Origin of the sequence: Streptomyces sp. NBC_00076, assembly GCF_045041235.1 — a bacterium.
Taxonomy (GTDB): domain Bacteria; phylum Actinomycetota; class Actinomycetes; order Streptomycetales; family Streptomycetaceae; genus Streptomyces.
In genome coordinates this window covers 1,293,498-1,310,811 of sequence record NZ_CP108242.1, presented here as the reverse complement: position 1 = coordinate 1,310,811, position 17,314 = coordinate 1,293,498, and the positions used below count along the sequence as shown (strand labels likewise).

Here is a 17,314-nt window from a genome sequence, read left to right as displayed (position 1 = left end):
GTTCTCTCACCTCATGTCCCGCAGGGCCGTCGCCTGTCCCTGGTCGTCCCACTGCACCTCCAGAACGCCCTCGACCGCGTCGCGGTTGAGGGGCCCGAACACGTGCGGGAACAAGGTGCTCGCCGGGACTCCGGGCGGCGGGACGGGCGCCGCGGCCTCCCACTCCAGTCGGGAGGCAAGCCGGTCCGCGGCGAGGACCAGCGTCAGCAGCGGCCTGGGCGCCGTCCGGTAGAAGGCGTTGACGATGGCCAGCGTGGTCTCCGTGTCCGGGGAGCAGTGGACGAAACCGTCCACCGCGAGGGACGCGGGCGCGTACGGGTGATCGGGGTCGGCGTTCCATTCCTCGAGCGGAACCACGTGCTGGATGGTGGCACGGCCAGACATGAGCGGGGTCCCTCCAGGGTGCGGGCGAGGGATCCAAACTAGCTGCGTCCGGGCTCGGCACGGACCAGCCCGCCGGAAAAGGGTTCGACCATCCGGCCCGTCACCGGTCATGATCCGCACTCGTGACGACGTCGAAGCAGTTCCTGGTCCGGGCCGCCGCCCGCAACAACGCCGAGTGGTGTGCGGTGATGAGTCGATCGCACGGGGTGGCGGGCGAGTTCGGGGCGCAGGCCTGGGCCGCGGCCGCCCGCACACCGCCGTACTACCCCGACGCGGTGACGCTGGTGCCGGGCGCCGACCCGGACGCGCTGGCGGCCCGGATCGACACCACCACGCCCGGCGCGTCGGTGAAGGACAGCTTCGCCGACCTCGACCTGACCGAGGCCGGCTACCGGGTCCTGTTCGACGCGCAGTGGATCCACCGTCCCGCGGGCGCGCCCTGCCTCACGTCGGATCTCGGCTGGGACGTGGTCGGGGACCGGGAAGCGCTGCGCGAGTGGGCGCTCGCCTGGGACGACGACGGCGGCGCAGCGGACCTCTTCCGGCCGGAACTCCTCGACGACCCCGACACGTTCGTCCTCGCCGGACATTCCGCCGACGGCCGGGTCCTCACCGGAGCGGTGGCGAGCCGCGGTGAACACGTGGTCGGCATCTCCAACCTCTTCGCCCGCGAGGGCGGCCCCGACCTGGCCTGGCCGGTCGTCCTCGGTGCGGCGCACCGGCTCTTCCCCACCCTGCCGGTGGTCGGTTACGAGCACGGCGACGACCTGACGGCAGCCGTCCGACAGGGCTTCGAGCCGGTAGGGCCGCTGCGGGTCTGGCTGCACGGGTGACCGGGCCGGCCAGACCGACCATCGGCCAGACCGACCACCGACCAGACCGACCACCGACCAGGCCGGTCGGCGACGGCACCCAACAGTGCGCCCCCGCACGGCCGTTGGCGGCCCTCCCGCACGCCGTGGGCTGCACGCCGTGGGCTGGACGCCGCAGTCCGGCGGGTCCTCGAACCGCCCGGCCGAACAGCCGACAGCCCTGGCACGCCACGCACAGCGTCCGGCGCGGACGGCCCCCCCGGCATCCGTCCGCGCCGCCCGCTCCCCGCGTCTCTCGCCCCCGCGTCAGCCAGTCGCGCGCACCGCGTCGAGGATCAGGTCGGCGACCTCCTTCGGCCGGGACACCGCCACGGCGTGCGAGGCGCCCTCCACCTCGACGATCGTGGCCCCGGCCCGCTCGGCGCCGAAGCGCTCCACCTCGGGGTTGATCGCCTGGTCGGCGGCGGCCACCAGCGCCCAGGACGGCTTGGTCCGCCACGCGGCGGCCGCGGCGGTCTCCTCGAACGCCGAGGCGGCGAGCGGGCGTTGAGCCGCGGCCAGCACCTTGGTGACGGTGTCCGGGACATCCGCGGCGAAGATCGCCGGATACGACTCGGCCTTGATGGTGACCTCGACCGCGGACTGGGCGCCCTCGACCGGGTACGTCCACTCCTTCAGGTTCTCGACGAGCGGCGAGAGCGGGAATCTGCCCTGCAACTCGCCGAGGCTCTCGCCCTCTTCGAGCACGTAGGCCGCGACGTAGACCAGACCGACGACGTTCTCCGTGGTGCCGGCCACGGTGATGAGCGCACCGCCGTAGGAGTGGCCGACCAGCACGACCGGACCGTCGATCTGGGCGGCCACGGAGGCGACGTACGCGGCGTCCGAGGCGAGACCGCGCAGCGGGTTGGGCGGCGCCACCACGGGGACGCCGTGGTTCTGGAGTTCCGCGATGACCCCGGACCAGCTGCCGGCGTCCGCGAAGGCGCCGTGCACGAGCAGGACGGTGGGGGTGGTTGACATGAAAAAGCTCTCCTTCTGGCCTTCTGGATGTCTCAGTTGCCGTGCAGCGCGCCGCGCAGGGTGCCGACGGCCAGCGTGATCGCGGCCTCGGCGGCGTGGGTCTCACGCAGGGCGTTGAGCATCACGAAGTCGTGGATGATGCCCTGGAAGCGCACCGCGGTCACCGGGACCCCGGCCGCGCGCAGCTTGTTGGCGTAGGCCTCGCCCTCGTCGCGGAGCACGTCGGCCTCACCGGTGATGACCAGGGCGGGCGGCAGACCGGTCAGCTGCTCGGTGGTGGCGCGCAGCGGCGACGCGGTGATCTGCGCGCGCTCGGCCTCGTCGGTCGTGTACTGGTCCCAGAACCACCGCATGCCGTCGCGGCGCAGGAAGTAGCCGGTGGCGAACTGGTGGTAGGAACCGGTGTCGAGGTTCGCGTCGGTGACCGGGTAGAAAAGGACCTGCTGGACCAGGGGCACGTCACCGCGCTGCTTGGCCATCAGCGTGAGCGCGGCGGCCATGTTGCCGCCGACGGAGTCACCTGCGACCGCCATCCTGGAGGCGTCCAGATCCTTGGTCGCGCCCTGCTCCACGATCCAGCGCGCGACCGTGTAGTTCTGCTCGATGGCGACGGGGTAGCGGGCCTCGGGGGAGAGGTCGTACTCCGGGAAGGCGACGGCGGCGTTCGCGCCCACGGCGAGTTCCCGCACCAGGCGGTCGTGGGTGTGCGCGTTGCCGAACACCCAGCCCGCGCCGTGGATGTAGAGGATGACCGGGAGGACCCCGGTGGCGCCGGCCGGCCTGACCAGTCGAGCCCGCACGGTGCCCGTCGGGCCGCCGGGCACCGTGATCCACTCCTCGTCGACGGCCGGCTTCTCGATGTCGCCGGACTGCACCTCGTCGACGGCCTTGCGGCCCTCGGCGGGCGGCAGGTCGAAGAGATAGGGCGGGTTGGCGGTCGCCGCGGCGAACGCGGCCGCCGCCGGCTCCAGGACCGGCTGAACCGGCTCAGCGACGTCGGACATGTGTTGTCTCCTGCGTTTCGTGCGATGCGCCGGTCTCTCCGGCGGGGCGGCTTCGGGCAGACACGGGGATCCGCGGGGCCGCCGATCGTCACGCTAAACCCGTGAACGCGGGGGTGAACGACTGTCAGCGCACCGGTACTGGCCTCACAGCGCACGAGACGAACGGGAGGACGGAGGTCGGTCAGCGTCCCGGCGCGGGCCCGCTGCTGGCGCGGATCACCAGGTCGACCGGGACCAGGGACTCGGGGCGGGGCGGTTCGGTGGAGCCGTCGATGCGGTTCAGGAGGAGTCGCAGGCAGCGGGTGCCGATCTCCGCGAAGTCCGTGCGGACCGTCGTCAGGGGCGGCAGGAGGTGTGCGGCTTCCGGGATGTCGTCGTAGCCGACGACGCTGACCTCGCCGGGGACGGAACGCCCGGCCTCGTGGAGAGCGTGCAAAAGGCCCAGCGCCATCTGGTCGTTGGACACGAACACCGCCGTCACGTCCGGGCGCGCGGCCAGTCGTCGGCCCAGTTCGTACCCCGAGTCGGCGCTCCAGTCACCCACCAGAGGCTCGGGAATCCGCGCCCCGGCGTCCTCCAGCGTCGACCGCCAGCTGGCCAGACGATGGTCGGCGGAGGTCCAGCCGGTCGGACCCGCGATGTGCTCGACCGTGGCGTGCCCGAGCCGCAGCAGATGCTCGGTGGCCTTGCGTGCCCCCGCCCGCGAGTCGCCCGTGACCAGCGCCGTCTCGGTGTCGAGGCCGTTCTCCAGCACCACCAGCGGAATGTCCAGGTGGGTGTCGGCCAGCGCCCGACCCACCCACAGCTGCGGCGCGATGGCGATCACCCCGTCCGCCCCCTCGGCCGAGAGCCGGTCCACCGCCTCCACGACCGTGTCGTGGTCGGCGGTGTCGAGCGCGATGGAACTGACCAGGTAGTTGGCGTCCTGCGCCGCCGTGTTGATCGCCGTGAGGATCGACGCGGGTCCGTAACGGGCCGCGTCGAAGGAGATCACACCGAGCATCCGGGTCCGGCCGCTCGCCAGCGACCTGGCACTGCGGCTGGGGCGGTAGCCGAGCGTGCGCATGGCCTCCAGGACCGCCTCGCGCGTCTGGGCGCGGACGGACGGATGGTCGTTGAGCACGCGGGAGACGGTCTGTTTGGAGACGCCGGCCAGCCGGGCCACGTCGTCCATCACGGGGCGCGACCCCGCGAAGTTCCGTCTGCTGCGCCACTTCGGAACGGCTCCGTCGGCGGCGCTTCGGGTCATGGTGGCGGTTTCCTCGACGTCGATGCGGCGGTTGTGTCTCGCCCGGCAGACCCACAGCATAGGCCGGGCGTACGACGGACGGTTCCGAGGACTCGGGGCGCCGGGTCCCCGGAACCCCGCCCGGGCGGGAGGCTCAGCCGGCCCGTGGCGCCCAGGTGCGGGAGGTGACCCACTCGGCGCGCGTCACCGCCGCCGTCCGGCCCGTGGCGCCCGCCTCCCGCGGCACGTAGACCGCCGCGTCCGGGTGCGACGGCAGCACCCGCAGCCGCAGGCCCTCCGTCCGCAGGGTCTCGGCGGGGAGCCGGTCCAGGCCGATGTCCCAGACCCGCCCGGAGAAGAACTGGTCCGCGACCAGCATGTCTCCGACGTACGCCCGTCCCACGTCCCCGGTCCAGTGCAGCCGCAGCAGCGTCCCCGGCGGCAGGCCGTCCGGTACGTCGATCCGGTACTCGGCGGCCGCGCTGTCGAAGTACTTCTCCGCGGGCGCGCTCGCCCGGCCCTGCACGCCCGTCGCCGGCTCCGGCACCGGCCCGGCGGGCCGCAACAGCACGAGCTGAGCGTCAGCGCCCCCGGCCCACCGCACTGCAACGTCCCCAGCCCCAGTCCGGGTCGGCTCCACAGCGTTCCCGGCCCCCGTCCCGGCCCCCGCTTCAGCCCGCGCCGAGTACCGCGTGAACACGCCGTCCGCCGACTCGGTCACCGCCGCCCCGTCCACCACGGGTGCCCGCGTCGGCGCGGGCAGCACCGCGAACGAGACCGCGGCGGGCCAGCCGTGCAGCCGTACCTCCTCACGGTCGAAGACGACACCCGCCTCGCTCAGCACCAGCCGCTCGGCACCCCAGGCCCGGCCCCGGTAGGCGGTGCGGGCCGTCGCCGCGTCCAGGACGAGCAGGCCGACCCGCTCGCCGGCCACGGTCTCCACCTCGACCAGGGCGTCGGTGCCCGGCCTCAGTCCGGTCACCAGCAGCCGGTCGGCGACCGGGACGGTCTCCCCGGAAGGTGTGCTGACCGATGTCACCGTGGCCGCGTCCAGGGCGAGTTCGGGACCGATACCGTCGACGGCGGCCAGCACCAGGACCGTACGGCCGTCCAAGTCGAGCAGGCACATGGGCTGCGCGGTGGCCCACTCCAGCCGCAGCCCCGCGACGGCGAGCCGCAACGGCCAGCAGAAGTAGGCGCCCGTCGGGACGGTGACGGGGGTGCTCGGCAGCGTCAACGCCCCTGCGTCACCCGGGAATTCGACCGTGAACGACGTGTCGGGGTGGTCCGGCAGTGGCTCGTGGGGCTGGTGGTTGGTGACGAACAGGAAGCCCGAACCGCCGTCGGCGCGCACCGCCCAGCGCAGGGTCTCCCGGTCGCCCTGCCCCGCGGGCCGCAGCTCGGGCAGCACGGACTGCATCGGGGCGACGAGATGCCCGAAGTCCGCCAACAGCAGGTGCTGCAACCGCAGTTCGTGGTACGTCCGCCGGTACTGGCCGTACTCGCCGAGCGGCGCCTGGAAGTCGTACGTCAGGACGGGCAGGTCGTTGGGATAGCCGGTGGCATGGGACTCCTGCAGCGGGGTGAGCTCACCGGCGGGATTGGTGCCGCCGTGGAACATGTAGAAGCCCTGCCAGACCGAGCCGCAGCCGATCTTGGTGAGGCCGAGCGCACCGATGTCGTCGGCGTCGACGCGCGGCCTGCGGTGGTACGACACCGCCATGCCGCCGCCCAACTCGCAGGTGGCCCAGGGGAATCGGTCCGCGAACGCGTCCGGATCTCCGCCCCGCACGGTGGTGGGCCGGAGATCGGCGCCGATGCCCTCGTCGTCGCGCTGGTGGGTGAAGAAGAAGTGCTTGCGGCAGGTGTCGGGCCAGCCGGCGTCCGCCTCGGTCCAGAACGTCTCGGTGTAGCCGCCGTACAGCGGAAGCAGTTCGTCGGGCGGGAGGCGGACCCCGCCCCAGGCGGTCGACGTCCACAGCGGGGCACTCAGTCCGGCTTCCTGGGCCATCCGCTTGAGGGTGAGCAGGTGGCCGGGCTGGTCGTAGAGCTCGTTCTCGATCTGGATCGCCACGATCGGCCCCCCGTGCGCCCGGTCCAGGCCCCGCAACTGCTCCGCGACGGCCGTGAACCAGCCGCGTACCGGCTCCAGATAGGCGGGGTCGTCGGTGCGTGGGACACAGTCGCGGGCCAGCAGCCAGTCGGGCAGGCCGCCGTTGCGGACCTCCGCGTGCGACCAGGGGCCGATGCGCGGGACGAAGTCCAGGTCGTGCCGTGCGCACAGCTCCGCGAAACGCCTGAGGTCGCGGTCGCCGTCGAAGCGGACCCGGCCCTCGATCTCCTCGTGGTGGATCCAGATGAGGTAACTGGCGACGGCGGTGACTCCGCCCGCCTTCATCTTCAGCAGTTCCTCCTCCCACTCGGCGGCCGGGTAGCGGGAGTAGTGGAACTCGCCCGAGACCGGGAACCAGGGGCGCCCGCCGCGTGTGAGCCAACGGCTGGTGACCTCGATCGGATCGGGCACGCCGGGGGCGTCGGCGAAGGGCAGATGACCGGTCAGCGGCGGGCCGGCCGGGGCGGGGACGCGCAGGCGGTGCGGGCGGGTCGTCACTCGCCCACCGGTCCGAGATCGGCGGTGTCGGTGAGCTGGGCGCGGGTGCCGGTGGTGGCGTGCAGCTCCAGCAGGACGAGCTCGTTGGCGCCCGGACGCAGCACCGGGCCGGGGACGTACAGGGTCTGCTGCGGACCCCGGTTCCAGTAACGGCCGAGGTGGAAGCCGTTGACCCACGCCTGGCCCTTGGTCCAGCCCGGCAGCGCGAGGAACGTGTCGGCCGGGGTGTCCACCTCGAACGTGCCCCGGTGGAAGGCGGGAACGGCGTCCCTGACCGCGTCGGACGGTGCGAACGGCAGCGCGTCCAGGTCGCCCAGGGGCACGGGCCGGCACTCCCAGCCGTGCAGCGCGGCACCCTGGAAGGACACCGGGCCGAGCAGTCCCTTGGGCGCGCCGATGCGCGGCCCGTAGTTGACCCCGCCCTGGTTCTCCACCAGAACCTCCAGCACGGCACCGGCATGCGGCACCCGCACGGGCAGCGTCTCGTCGCGGCGTTCGCGTTCCAGTACGCCGACGGCGGCGCCGTCCACGAACACCTGCGCGCGGTCGCCGACCCCGCCCTCGAAGTGCAACAGCCCGTCCCCCGCGGCGGGAAGGGTGGTGCGGTACAGCACATGGCCGCCGTGCACGCCGAGTTCGTTCATCGTGACGGGGTCCTGCGCGCGCACGACCCCCTCCAGCGCCCGGGCGTACGGCAGCAGCGGCGCCCGGTGGTCCAGGTCGACGGTGACCGGCGGGAGTTTGGGGCCCGGGGCCGGCGCCGGTTCGTCGGGGACCGGCGCGTGCCGGGCGATGACCTCGCGGAAGGCGTGGTACTTGGGGCCGGGGTCGCCGCTCTCGGTGAGCGGGGCGTCGTAGTCGTACGACGTGACGGTGGGCGCGTAGGTGTGGTGGTGGTTGGCGCCGTTGGTGAAGCCGAAGTTGGTGCCGCCGTGGAACATGTAGATGTTGACCGACGCGCCCGCGGACAGCAGCCGGTCCAGGTTCGCCGCGGCCTCCTCGGCGGAGCGCACATGGTGCGGGCCGCCCCAGTGGTCGAACCAGCCGATCCAGAACTCCGCGCACATCAACGGGCCCTCGCTCTGATGCGCGCGCAGCGCGGCCAGGTGCTCGTCGACACGGCCGCCGAAGGTGCCGGTGCTGAGCGTGCCGGGCAGGCTGCCGGCGGTCAGGTGCGCGGAGTTGGCCTGGTCGCAGGTGAACAGCAGCTCGTCGACACCCCGGGAACGCAGTGCCTGCTCGACGTGCTTGAGGTACGCGGTGTCGTCGCCGTACGCGCCGTACTCGTTCTCCACCTGTACGGCGATCACCGGCCCGCCGTTCGCGGCGAGATACGGCCGCAGCGGGGGCAGGAGCTGGTCCAGGTAGCGGTCGAGGGCATCGGTGAACCGCGGATCGCTGGTGCGCAGCCGGATGCCGGGATCCGCGATCAGCCACGCGGGCAGCCCGCCGTCGTCCCACTCGGCGCAGATGTACGGGCCGGGGCGCAGCAGCACGTGCAGGCCCTCCGCCCGCGCCAGCCGCAGGAAGCGCGGCAGGTCGAGCAGACCGTCGAGGACGAGCGTGCCGGGCTCGGGTTCGTGGAGGTTCCACGGCAGGTACGTCTCGACGGTGTTGAGCCCCATCAGCCGTGCCTTGCGCAGCCGGTCGGCCCACTGGTCGGGGTGGACGCGGAAGTAGTGCAGAGCTCCGGAGAGGATCCGGAACGGCTCGCCGTGCAGGAGGAAACCGTCGGACGACGTCGTCAGAGCGGGCATGGGGGGCTTCCCTTCGGGTCGGGTGCGGCAGGCCGGTTCAGCGGGTGCCGGGGGTGCCGGCAGCGCTGGGAGGACAGGTACCGGTGGTGGGGGAGGCGTCAGTAGTACGAGGGGTGTCAATGGTGCGAGGGGTCTTGGTGGTGGGGGAGGCGTCCGTGGTGAGAGAGGTGTCGGCGGTGCGGGTGGCGTGGATCAGCCAGAGCGTCGCGGCCAGGCACAGCGCCGAGACCCCGCACAGCAGGAGCGGGACCGCGCGGATGCCGGACGCCTCGATGGCCCCGCCGAGCGCCGGACCGGCGGCGACCCCGCCGACCATGGACGCGGCGATGACGAGGGCACCGGCACGGCGGGCCCTCGGTGCCGCCCGGTGCAGCCAGGGCAGGCCGGTGGGGAAGATCGGGGCGATGAACAGACCGACCCCGGCGTAGGCGTACGGCGCGAGGGCCGGGACCGAGGCCAGCAGCAGACAGACCGTCATGCCCGCGCACGAGAGGGTGATGATGGTCTGCGCCGAGAAGCGCAGCGCGATTGGGGCGACCAGGAACCGGCCGACGGTCATCATCAGCCAGTACACGGAGGTGGCGGTCGCGGCGACACCGGCGCCGTACCCGACGGTCTCCAGGTGGGTGGGTTCCCAGCCGCCGACTCCCGCCTCGACGCCCACGTGCAGGACGTACAGCGCGACGAACACGGCCAGCACCGAGCCCAGGCTGCGGCCGCGGACCCGCGCCCCGTCGGACGCCGGAAGGGCGGACTCCGGGACGCCGGACGGCTGCGGTGCCCGGTCGCGGACGCCCTTCAGACACAGCAGCAGCGGCAGGTTGGCGAGGGCGAAGCCGAGGAAGACCGCCGGATAGTGCGCGGAGCCGACCGCGCCGACGAGCGCGGGACCGAGGATCGCGCCGACGCCGAAGTGCGCGTTGAGAATGTTCAGCATCGCGGTCGAACGGTGACCGAAGCCGACCGCGAACAACTGGTTGAGGCCGTAGTCGATGCCGCCGAAGCCGAGCCCGGCGAACAGGGCCGAGGCCAGCGCGACCGGCCAGTTGGGCGCCAGTGCGAAGCACGCCGCGCCGATCGCCATGAGGAGGTACGAGGCGCCGAGTATCTGCCGGTTGCCGAGGCGGCCGTAGAGCCGGTCGAACAGCAGCACACCGGCCACCCCGCCGACGAAGTGGGCACTCAGTCCCAGGCCGGCGGCCGAGGGAGTCAGGCCGAACTCCTCGCGGAACGCCGGAACGGCCGGTCCGTAGAGGGCCTGGAGGGCGCCGATGAGGACGAAGCCCACGCAGGACGCCACCACGGCGGCGGGGCTGAAGACCGGGGTGCCCGGCCGGGCCTCGGTGGAAGGCACCTGCCTGTTGCTGTCATCGACGCGTTCTTCCCCCGGCACGGCACACCCCTCGTTCTCTCCGACGGCAATCAGTGATGTTACCGGTAACATCACCGCCGTCAAGATCCCGGACAGTGGTGAACGGTGCGCGCACAGTGGGGCCGCGGGGGAAAGGCGAATGTGAATTGGACTTTCAGTCCAGTGATTGGACGTGTAGTCTAGATTCACGGTCGAGAAATGGGGGCGTGATGTCGGTCGAAGAGGGCCTGGAAGGTGAGCGGGACGCGATCCTCAACGCGCTGAAGCCGGTCGCGGACGGGCTTGTGGCGACCTTCGGGCCGATGTGCGAGGTGGTCCTTCATGACTACCGGCGCCCGGAGGAGTCGGTGGTCGCCCTCGCCGGTTCGGTGACCGGGCGTGCGGTGGGCGGAGCGATGAGCGAGATCGGCATGCGGATGGTCGCGCGCGGAGACGCGGCCGCCGACGAGCTGAACTACCGCACCCGCACGGGCACCGGACAGATCGTCAAGTCCTCCACGATGGTGCTGCGGGACTCGACGGGCGCGGTGTTCGGCGCGGTCTGTGTCAACCTCGACGTCTCCGCGGTCACCGAGGCCCACAGCCTCCTCGGTGCCCTGGCCGGGATCGGCCGGGAGCCGGCCGAACTGCCGGTGACCACGTTCGGCAACGACATCGACTCCGTTGTCGACGTGATACTCGACGCCCATCAGCTCCACCAGAACCGCCCCTGGGCGGTACTGGACCGTGCGGAACGCCTGGAGCTGTTCCGCGGTCTCGACGACCGCGGAGTGTTCGCCGTGCGACGCGCGGTCGAACAGGTCGCCGCCCGGCTCGGCATCTCCCGCGCCTCCGCGTACAGCTACCTCTCCCAGGCCCGGGCCGCGACCGACTCGGCATCCGATTCCCATGGAGGACACGCGTGACGACCACCACTCCGCCGGTCACTCTCGACAACGTCCGTGACGCGGCCGCCCGACTCAAGGGCGTCGCCCACCGCACCCCCGTCCTCCGCTCGCGCACCCTCGACGAACGGGTCGGCGCCGAGGTCTTCCTCAAGTGCGAGAACTTCCAGCGCGTGGGCGCCTTCAAGTTCCGCGGTGCCTACAACGCGGCCTCCCGGCTCACTCCGGAGCAGCTGGCCAGGGGTATCGCCGCCTACTCCTCCGGCAACCACGCCCAGGCCGTCGCTCTGGCCGCCCGTGAACTCGGCACCACCGCGGTGATCGTCATGCCGGAGGACACCCCGGCTTCCAAGCGTGCGGCCACCGCCGGCTACGGCGCCGAGATCGTGACGTACGACCGCTACACCGGCGACCGCGTGGCCATCGGCGAGGCGCTGGCCGCTGAGCGGAACCTGGCTCTCATCCCGCCTTACGAACATCCGCACGTGATGGCGGGACAGGGCACCGCGGCACTGGAACTCCTCGAAGAAGTAGGGGAGTTGGGTGCCCTGATGACTCCGGTCGGCGGCGGCGGACTGATCGCCGGCAGTGCCACCGCGGCCAAGGGCCTGGACGCCGGTATCCGGGTGATCGGGGTGGAGCCGGAGGCGGGGGACGACACCCGGCGGTCACTGGAGGCGGGTCGGCGGGTCACGATCCCGGTGCCCCGAACCATCGCCGACGGCCAGGCCGCGGAGACCCCGGGGGAGCTGACCTTCTCCGTCAACCGGCGGCTCGTCGACGAGATCGCCCTGGTGTCCGACGACGAGATCCGGGACGCGATGCGGTTCGCGTTCGAGCGCCTGAAGATCGTCGTCGAGCCCAGCGGCGCCACCCCGCTGGCCGCCCTGCTCGCCGGGCGGGCGGGTCCGCTCCCGCGCCGGGTCGGAGTGATCGTCTCCGGCGGGAACGTCGACGCGGAACGCTTCGCGCGGCTGTGCGCGTCCGGGGCCTGACCTCGGGCGCCGTCACCCGGATGGCGGTTGCGGGCATACGGGCGGACGATGGAGTGGTGGGGCTCGGCCCCCGCCGGTTCCGCTCGTGGTGGGCGGGGAGACGGAGACCGGCCTCGGCCGTTCGGAGAACGGCCGGAAGGGAGAGCCGTCATGCTGGAGATCAAGACACTCGAAAAGGCTGATGAGCGCCGCGATTTCCCCCGAGGGCACCTCGAAGCCGTCCACCTCACCGGCCTCGACTTCGCCGTGGCGACGTTCGAGCCGGGATGGCGCTGGACGGAATCCGTGGCGCCGATAGCGGGCACGGACAGCTGCCAGGTGCACCACAACGGCTATGTGGTCCAGGGGCGCATGCGCATCCGTATGGACGACGGCGCCGAGAGCGAGGTGGGCCCTGGTGACGTCTTCGTCGTCGCGCCCGGACACGACGCCTGGGTCGTGGGCGACGAACAGGCCGTGGTGTACGACTTCGCGGGCGGCATGGCCACGGACTACGCGAAGGCCAAGTAAGCCCGGCCGAGGGCGGGGACGCGGGAGAGCGTCCCCTCGCGGGTGCGCGGTCAGACCGGCAGCAGGCGTCCGACCAGGGCGCTGAGTTGCCGGGCGGTGCGGCACTCGTGCATCTCGACCAGTTCGGCGTAGGCGGGGGCGGCGGAGTCACCACTGCCCCACTGCGTGCCGCCCTCCGGGTTCAACCAGTGGATGCGACGGGCTCGTTCGGCGATCCGCCGCAGGGCGGGCAGGTTCGGGTCGCTCATGTTGGTGCGGGCGTCACCGAGGATCAGGACGGTCGTTCTCGGGCCGACCGCGTCGCCGTACCGCTCGGCGAACTCGCCCAGCGCCACACCGTAGTCGCTGCTGCCGTGCCAGCCGGTGAGCACGGCTTCCGAGCGAATCCGGGCGCCGAGCCCCTCCGGATCGGCCGCGCCGTGCTCGAGCAGCCCGGTCACCTCGTCGATCCGGTTGACGAAGGCGAACACCCGCACCTTGCTGAACTGGTCGTGCAACGCCTGCACCAGCAGCATCGTGAAGTCGGAGAACCCGGACACCGAGCCCGACACATCGCACAACAGCACCAGTTCGGGGCGAGCGGGACGGCGGCGGCGCAGTACCGGGCGCATCGGGACCCCACCCGTGGACAGCGACCCGCGCAGAGTGCGCCGCAGGTCGATCGTGCCCCGGGAGCTTCTCCGGCGGCGTGCCGCCAGCCGGGTGGCCAGCTTGCGGGCCAGTGGCTGTACCGTCCTGCGCAACTCGGCGAGCTGGGCCTTCCCCGCGAACAGGAAGTCGACCCGGTCGGCGGTCGGGGCCACCGCCCGCCGGGCGATCTCGTCCCGGCCGCGCCGCTCGGCGACCCGGCGCCGCGCCTCCGCGGCCACCATCCGGCGAAAGACCTCGATGCGCTGCCGGATCTCGTCCTCCAGCAGCCGGTCGGTGAACCCCGAACCGCCGCCCTGCGCGCGGATGTCATCCCGGACGCGCGCGAGGAGCGTCTGCGGACGCAGCCGGTCCAGCGCCTGGTGTGACGACCAGCCGTCCGACGCCGGCGCGGAACCGTAGCCGCCGAACCCGTCGACCGCCTCGGCGGCCAACCGGTCAAGGAGCGCCCGGTCGTTCGCGGCCAGCGCGGCGGCGAGCCGCTCGCGCAGGTCGTCCCGGTCCACGGGCTCGGTCCCGGGCGCGCCGACGCCCCGCGGGAAGTACAGGTCGAAGACCGGGTCGAACACCGGCCGCTGGGCCGTGCCGTGCAGCAGGGTCGCCGCCAGTCCCTCGCGCAGCCGTTCCCGGTCGGCGAGGCCCAGCGCCTCCACCGCCCGCGCGGCGTCCACGCTCTCGCCGGTGCCGACCCGGATGCCGTGCGCGCGCAGCGCCCCGACGAGTGACGTCAGCCGCTCCGCGACACCGGTCGGCGCGGTCACAGGGCCCCCAGATCCAGCTTCGCGGAGGCCTTGAGGATGTCGTCCTGGTGCTTGAGGAGCACGCCCAGGCTGTCCCGTACGACGGTCTCGTCGAGGGTGTCGGCGCCGAGTGCGAGGAGCGTGCGCGCCCAGTCGATGGTCTCGGCCACCGACGGCACCTTCCGCAGGTCCATCGCCCGCAGCGCCCCGACGACCCGTACCACCGACTCGGCCAGCGTTTCGTCCAGGCCGGGAACCTTCAGCCGTACGATCCGGCGCTCCAGTTCCTCCTCGGGGAAGCCGATGTGCAGGAACAGACAGCGGCGGCGCAGCGCCTCCGACAGTTCGCGGCTCGCGTTCGAGGTGAGGACCACGAAGGGGCGGCGGGTCGCGGTGACCGTGCCCAGCTCGGGCACCGTCACCTGGAAGTCGCTGAGCACCTCCAGAAGCAGGCCCTCCACCTCGACGTCCGCCTTGTCGGTCTCGTCGATCAGCAGCACCTTCGGCTCGTCGCCCCGGATCGCGGTCAGCAGCGGGCGCGGGAGCAGGAACTCCTCGCTGAAGATGTCGGTGCGGGTCTCGTCCCAGCTCTCGTCGCGGCCGGCGCTGATGCGCAACAGCTGCTTGGCATGGTTCCACTCGTACAGAGCGCGGGACTCGTCGACGCCCTCGTAGCACTGCAGACGGACCAGGCGCGCCTGCGCGACCTGGGCCACGGCCTTCGCGAGCTCGGTCTTGCCGACACCGGCGGGGCCTTCGACGAGAAGCGGCTTGCCGAGGCGGTCGGCGAGGAAGACGGTGGTGGCGACGGCGGGGGAGGCCAGGTAGCCGGTCCCGGCCAGGCGTGCGGAGACGTCGTCGACGGAAGTGAACAGCAACGGGGCCTCCAGCTGGGCGCGGACCAGATCGGATCACTATCTAAGCGCTTGTTCACCGCCCATGTCACGGGGATGGTGCCTCTCACCGCGGGGCAGCCACCGAGGGAACCGAGATGGGGCAGCCACCGAAGTGACTGCCCCTGTGCCTCTGGCCGGTCCTGTATCGCTCACGCGGCCGGCCCGGCTCACGCGGCCAGTCCCACCGCCCCCACCGCCGGAGTGCGCAGCACCCGCCGGGCCGTGACCAGACCGGTCCCCAGCGTCGCCGCCGCCGCGATCGACACGACCGCCAGCCAGATGCCCAGGCCCCGGTCGGGCAGTACCGAGTCGGTACGGACGACGGTGAACGGAAGGATCCCGGCCAGCGCGGCCACCGTGCCGAAGAACAGACCCGTGACCGTCAGGATCAGCCCCTCGACACCGACCGTGCCGAGCACCTGCCCTGGAGTCGCACCCGCGAGGCGCTGCTGCCCGAACTCCCGGCCGCGGTAAGAGGTCGCCGCGTACAGGGAGTTGACCAGCATCACGCAGACGAACACCACGATGATGCCGACGATGGTGAGGTTCAGCGTCTCCAGGTTCTTGGCGTCGACCGACTTGGTCAGGCCCGAGGCCTCGATGGCATCGCTCTCCACCGCCTGCATGTACAACGTGGCCGTGGCCACCGCCGTGAACAGGATCAGCGACATCAGGATCCCCGCGAGGCGGTCCGCCCGACGGCGCAGATTGCGCACCGCCAGCCAACCGCTCGCACCGGTCAGCGGCAGCCGGTCCAGCACGCCCTTCAGCAGTCGCGGCGACAGCAGCGCGAAGCCCACCGACAACAGGATCGCCCCGTACGCCGGCGCCGCCATCAACCCCGGGTCCGTAGCCGAGAAGGCGAAGGTGGACAGCGTCCCCATGGCACCCGTCAGCAGCGCGGCGTACGCGAGGAACCTCCGTGCCCCGTCCCGGCGCCGGTGCCCGCGCGTCGCCCGCCGTACGGCGAGGAGCGCGGCGCCCGCCGCGGCGAGCAGCGTGATGTCGACGCCCGACATCAGCGCGACCGGCCCGAAGGAGTGGTCGACCGACCGCGCGACCTGCCCGCTGTCCTGGAACATCCCCAGCAGGGCCCGCCCGCCGAGCATGGCCGGACCGATCGCCAGCACGGCGCCCACCAGGGCCACCGCCACCGCCTCACCCACGACCATCCGCCTCAGCTGAGCCGGGGTCGCGCCCGAGCAGCGCAGCAGCTCCAACTCCGCAGTCCGCTGACGGACGTTGACCGTCAGTGTCGAGGCGACGGCGAAGAACACCAGCAGGGTGCCGTAACCGCCGACCACGCTCGCCGACGTGGTCAGCGTCTCCGCGCTCACCGAGTCGACGCCGGCCTGTCCCGCCGTGTCGTACAGCGAGTTGAACGTCATGATGATCGCCGCGCCCAGAAAGGCGGCCAGCAGCGTCGCGAGGAACCGTCCGGGCCGTTTGCGTATCGACCGCATCGACAGCATGAACATCGCTCACACCCCCGCCATCGTGTCGTCGCCCAGGTGCGCCAGTCGCTCGGCCACCGCGTCCGGCGTCGGGTCGTCCATCCGCCCGTCCAGCCGGCCGTCGGCGAGGAACAGCACGCAGTCGGCGTAGGACGCGGCGACCGGATCGTGGGTCACCATCACCACGGTCCGGCCGTGCACCCGCACCGAGTCCTGCAGCAGGCTCAGCACACCCCGGGCGCTGCGGGTGTCCAGGGCGCCGGTCGGCTCGTCCGCGAAGATCACCCGGGGTTCGGTGACCAGCGCACGGGCGATCGCCACGCGCTGCCGCTGACCGCCGGACAACTGGTCGGGCCGGTGGCCGAGGCGGTCGCCCAGGCCGACCGCCGTCAGGATCTCCCGGGTCCGCCGGCGGTCCACGCGCTGCCCGGCGAGCTTGAGGGGCAGCACCGTGTTCTGCGCGACGGTCAACGTGTCCAGCAGGTTGTACTGCTGGAACACGAACCCGATCCGGCCGCGCCGGAACCTCGTCAACTCGGCCTCGCCGCCGCCGGTCAGCTCGGTGCCGTCCACCCGCACGATCCCGCTGTCGGGGAGGTCCAGCCCCGCCGCGCACTGCAACAGGGTGGACTTGCCGGAGCCCGACGGCCCCATCACCGCGGTGAAGGTGCCGCGACCGAGGCACAGGGTGACTCCGTCCAGCGCGGTCACGGCACTGTCGTCCGTGCCGTAGGTCTTGCAGATCTTGACCAGCCGCAGCGCCTCGGCGGCGGGCTCCGTGTCGTGGGTACGTCGCGAGCCTGTGCGAAACATCGTCGTCCCTCTCCGTCCGGCACGCCGTGTGCCCTGCTGAAGAAGCTACGGAGACCAAGGACGGGGCACATGGGGCGCAGAACCCGTATCGGGAGGTGTACTCAGCGACACCTCGCGGTAGGGGCCGCCGGGGAGTCGGCACGCACTGTGACCCGTCTGTGACGGCCCTGTAGTCCCAGCTCG

General features: G+C 72.2%; 15 protein-coding genes. 4 read left to right on the top strand and 11 right to left on the bottom strand.

Annotated elements, in window-relative coordinates; all coding sequences use genetic code 11:
- Positions 1 to 6 precede the first annotated feature (6 nt).
- Complete coding sequence (locus OHA64_RS06025) at positions 7 to 384, bottom strand: DUF952 domain-containing protein (protein WP_405608979.1); 378 nt, start codon at positions 382 to 384, stop codon at positions 7 to 9.
- Positions 385 to 506: 122 nt separating this feature from the next.
- Here OHA64_RS06025 and OHA64_RS06020 point away from each other — a divergent pair, with 122 nt between their 5' ends.
- Positions 507 to 1,217, top strand: coding sequence for a hypothetical protein (locus OHA64_RS06020; RefSeq protein WP_405608976.1), 711 nt, complete (start codon positions 507 to 509; stop codon positions 1,215 to 1,217).
- Between the two features lie 285 nt (positions 1,218 to 1,502).
- Here OHA64_RS06020 and OHA64_RS06015 read toward each other — a convergent pair whose 3' ends face one another.
- The 6 genes from OHA64_RS06015 to OHA64_RS05990 form a co-directional block, all read right to left on the bottom strand.
- Positions 1,503 to 2,219, bottom strand: a complete 717-nt coding sequence (locus tag OHA64_RS06015) for an alpha/beta fold hydrolase (RefSeq protein ID WP_405608973.1) — start codon at positions 2,217 to 2,219, stop codon at positions 1,503 to 1,505.
- Positions 2,220 to 2,251: 32 nt separating this feature from the next.
- Positions 2,252 to 3,223 (bottom strand): alpha/beta hydrolase, encoded by a 972-nt coding sequence (locus OHA64_RS06010; protein WP_405608970.1) that lies wholly within the window; start codon positions 3,221 to 3,223, stop codon positions 2,252 to 2,254.
- 181 nt (positions 3,224 to 3,404) lie between these two features.
- Positions 3,405 to 4,472, bottom strand: coding sequence for a LacI family DNA-binding transcriptional regulator (locus tag OHA64_RS06005; RefSeq protein ID WP_405608967.1), 1,068 nt, complete (start codon positions 4,470 to 4,472; stop codon positions 3,405 to 3,407).
- Between the two features lie 133 nt (positions 4,473 to 4,605).
- On the bottom strand, positions 4,606 to 7,062 hold the full coding sequence (locus OHA64_RS06000; protein ID WP_405608964.1) for a beta-galactosidase: 2,457 nt from the start codon (positions 7,060 to 7,062) through the stop codon (positions 4,606 to 4,608).
- On the bottom strand, positions 7,059 to 8,819 hold the full coding sequence (locus tag OHA64_RS05995) for a beta-galactosidase (protein ID WP_405608961.1): 1,761 nt from the start codon (positions 8,817 to 8,819) through the stop codon (positions 7,059 to 7,061). Before OHA64_RS05995 ends, OHA64_RS06000 begins: the two co-directional genes overlap by 4 nt.
- Before the next feature lie 37 nt (positions 8,820 to 8,856).
- Entirely contained in the window at positions 8,857 to 10,173 is a 1,317-nt protein-coding gene (locus OHA64_RS05990) for an MFS transporter (protein ID WP_405608958.1), read from the bottom strand.
- A 227-nt stretch (positions 10,174 to 10,400) separates the two neighbouring features.
- Between OHA64_RS05990 and OHA64_RS05985 the strand changes: the two genes are divergently transcribed.
- The 3 genes from OHA64_RS05985 to OHA64_RS05975 all read left to right on the top strand — a co-directional run bounded on the left by OHA64_RS05985 (position 10,401) and on the right by OHA64_RS05975 (position 12,580).
- Positions 10,401 to 11,096 carry a transcriptional regulator gene (locus tag OHA64_RS05985; protein WP_405608955.1) on the top strand — a complete coding sequence of 232 codons (696 nt, stop codon included), beginning with the start codon at positions 10,401 to 10,403 and terminating at the stop codon, positions 11,094 to 11,096.
- Complete coding sequence (locus tag OHA64_RS05980; RefSeq protein WP_405608952.1) at positions 11,093 to 12,070, top strand: threo-3-hydroxy-L-aspartate ammonia-lyase; 978 nt, start codon at positions 11,093 to 11,095, stop codon at positions 12,068 to 12,070. The genes OHA64_RS05985 and OHA64_RS05980 overlap by 4 nt, the downstream gene beginning before the upstream one ends.
- Before the next feature lie 150 nt (positions 12,071 to 12,220).
- Positions 12,221 to 12,580, top strand: coding sequence for a cupin domain-containing protein (locus OHA64_RS05975; RefSeq protein ID WP_405608949.1), 360 nt, complete (start codon positions 12,221 to 12,223; stop codon positions 12,578 to 12,580).
- 50 nt (positions 12,581 to 12,630) lie between these two features.
- Here the strand turns inward: OHA64_RS05975 and OHA64_RS05970 are convergent, their stop codons facing one another.
- From OHA64_RS05970 to OHA64_RS05955, 4 genes are all read right to left on the bottom strand, one after another.
- Positions 12,631 to 13,989, bottom strand: a complete 1,359-nt coding sequence (locus tag OHA64_RS05970; RefSeq protein ID WP_405608946.1) for a vWA domain-containing protein — start codon at positions 13,987 to 13,989, stop codon at positions 12,631 to 12,633.
- The gene (locus OHA64_RS05965) at positions 13,986 to 14,843 is read right to left on the bottom strand and encodes an AAA family ATPase (RefSeq protein WP_405623875.1); all 858 of its coding nucleotides are present in this window, start codon (positions 14,841 to 14,843) and stop codon (positions 13,986 to 13,988) included. Before OHA64_RS05965 ends, OHA64_RS05970 begins: the two co-directional genes overlap by 4 nt.
- Positions 14,844 to 15,031: 188 nt before the next feature.
- Entirely contained in the window at positions 15,032 to 16,342 is a 1,311-nt protein-coding gene (locus OHA64_RS05960; RefSeq protein WP_405608943.1) for an FtsX-like permease family protein, read from the bottom strand.
- A 3-nt stretch (positions 16,343 to 16,345) separates the two neighbouring features.
- On the bottom strand, positions 16,346 to 17,131 hold the full coding sequence (locus tag OHA64_RS05955) for an ABC transporter ATP-binding protein (protein WP_405608940.1): 786 nt from the start codon (positions 17,129 to 17,131) through the stop codon (positions 16,346 to 16,348).
- Positions 17,132 to 17,314: the final 183 nt, after the last annotated feature.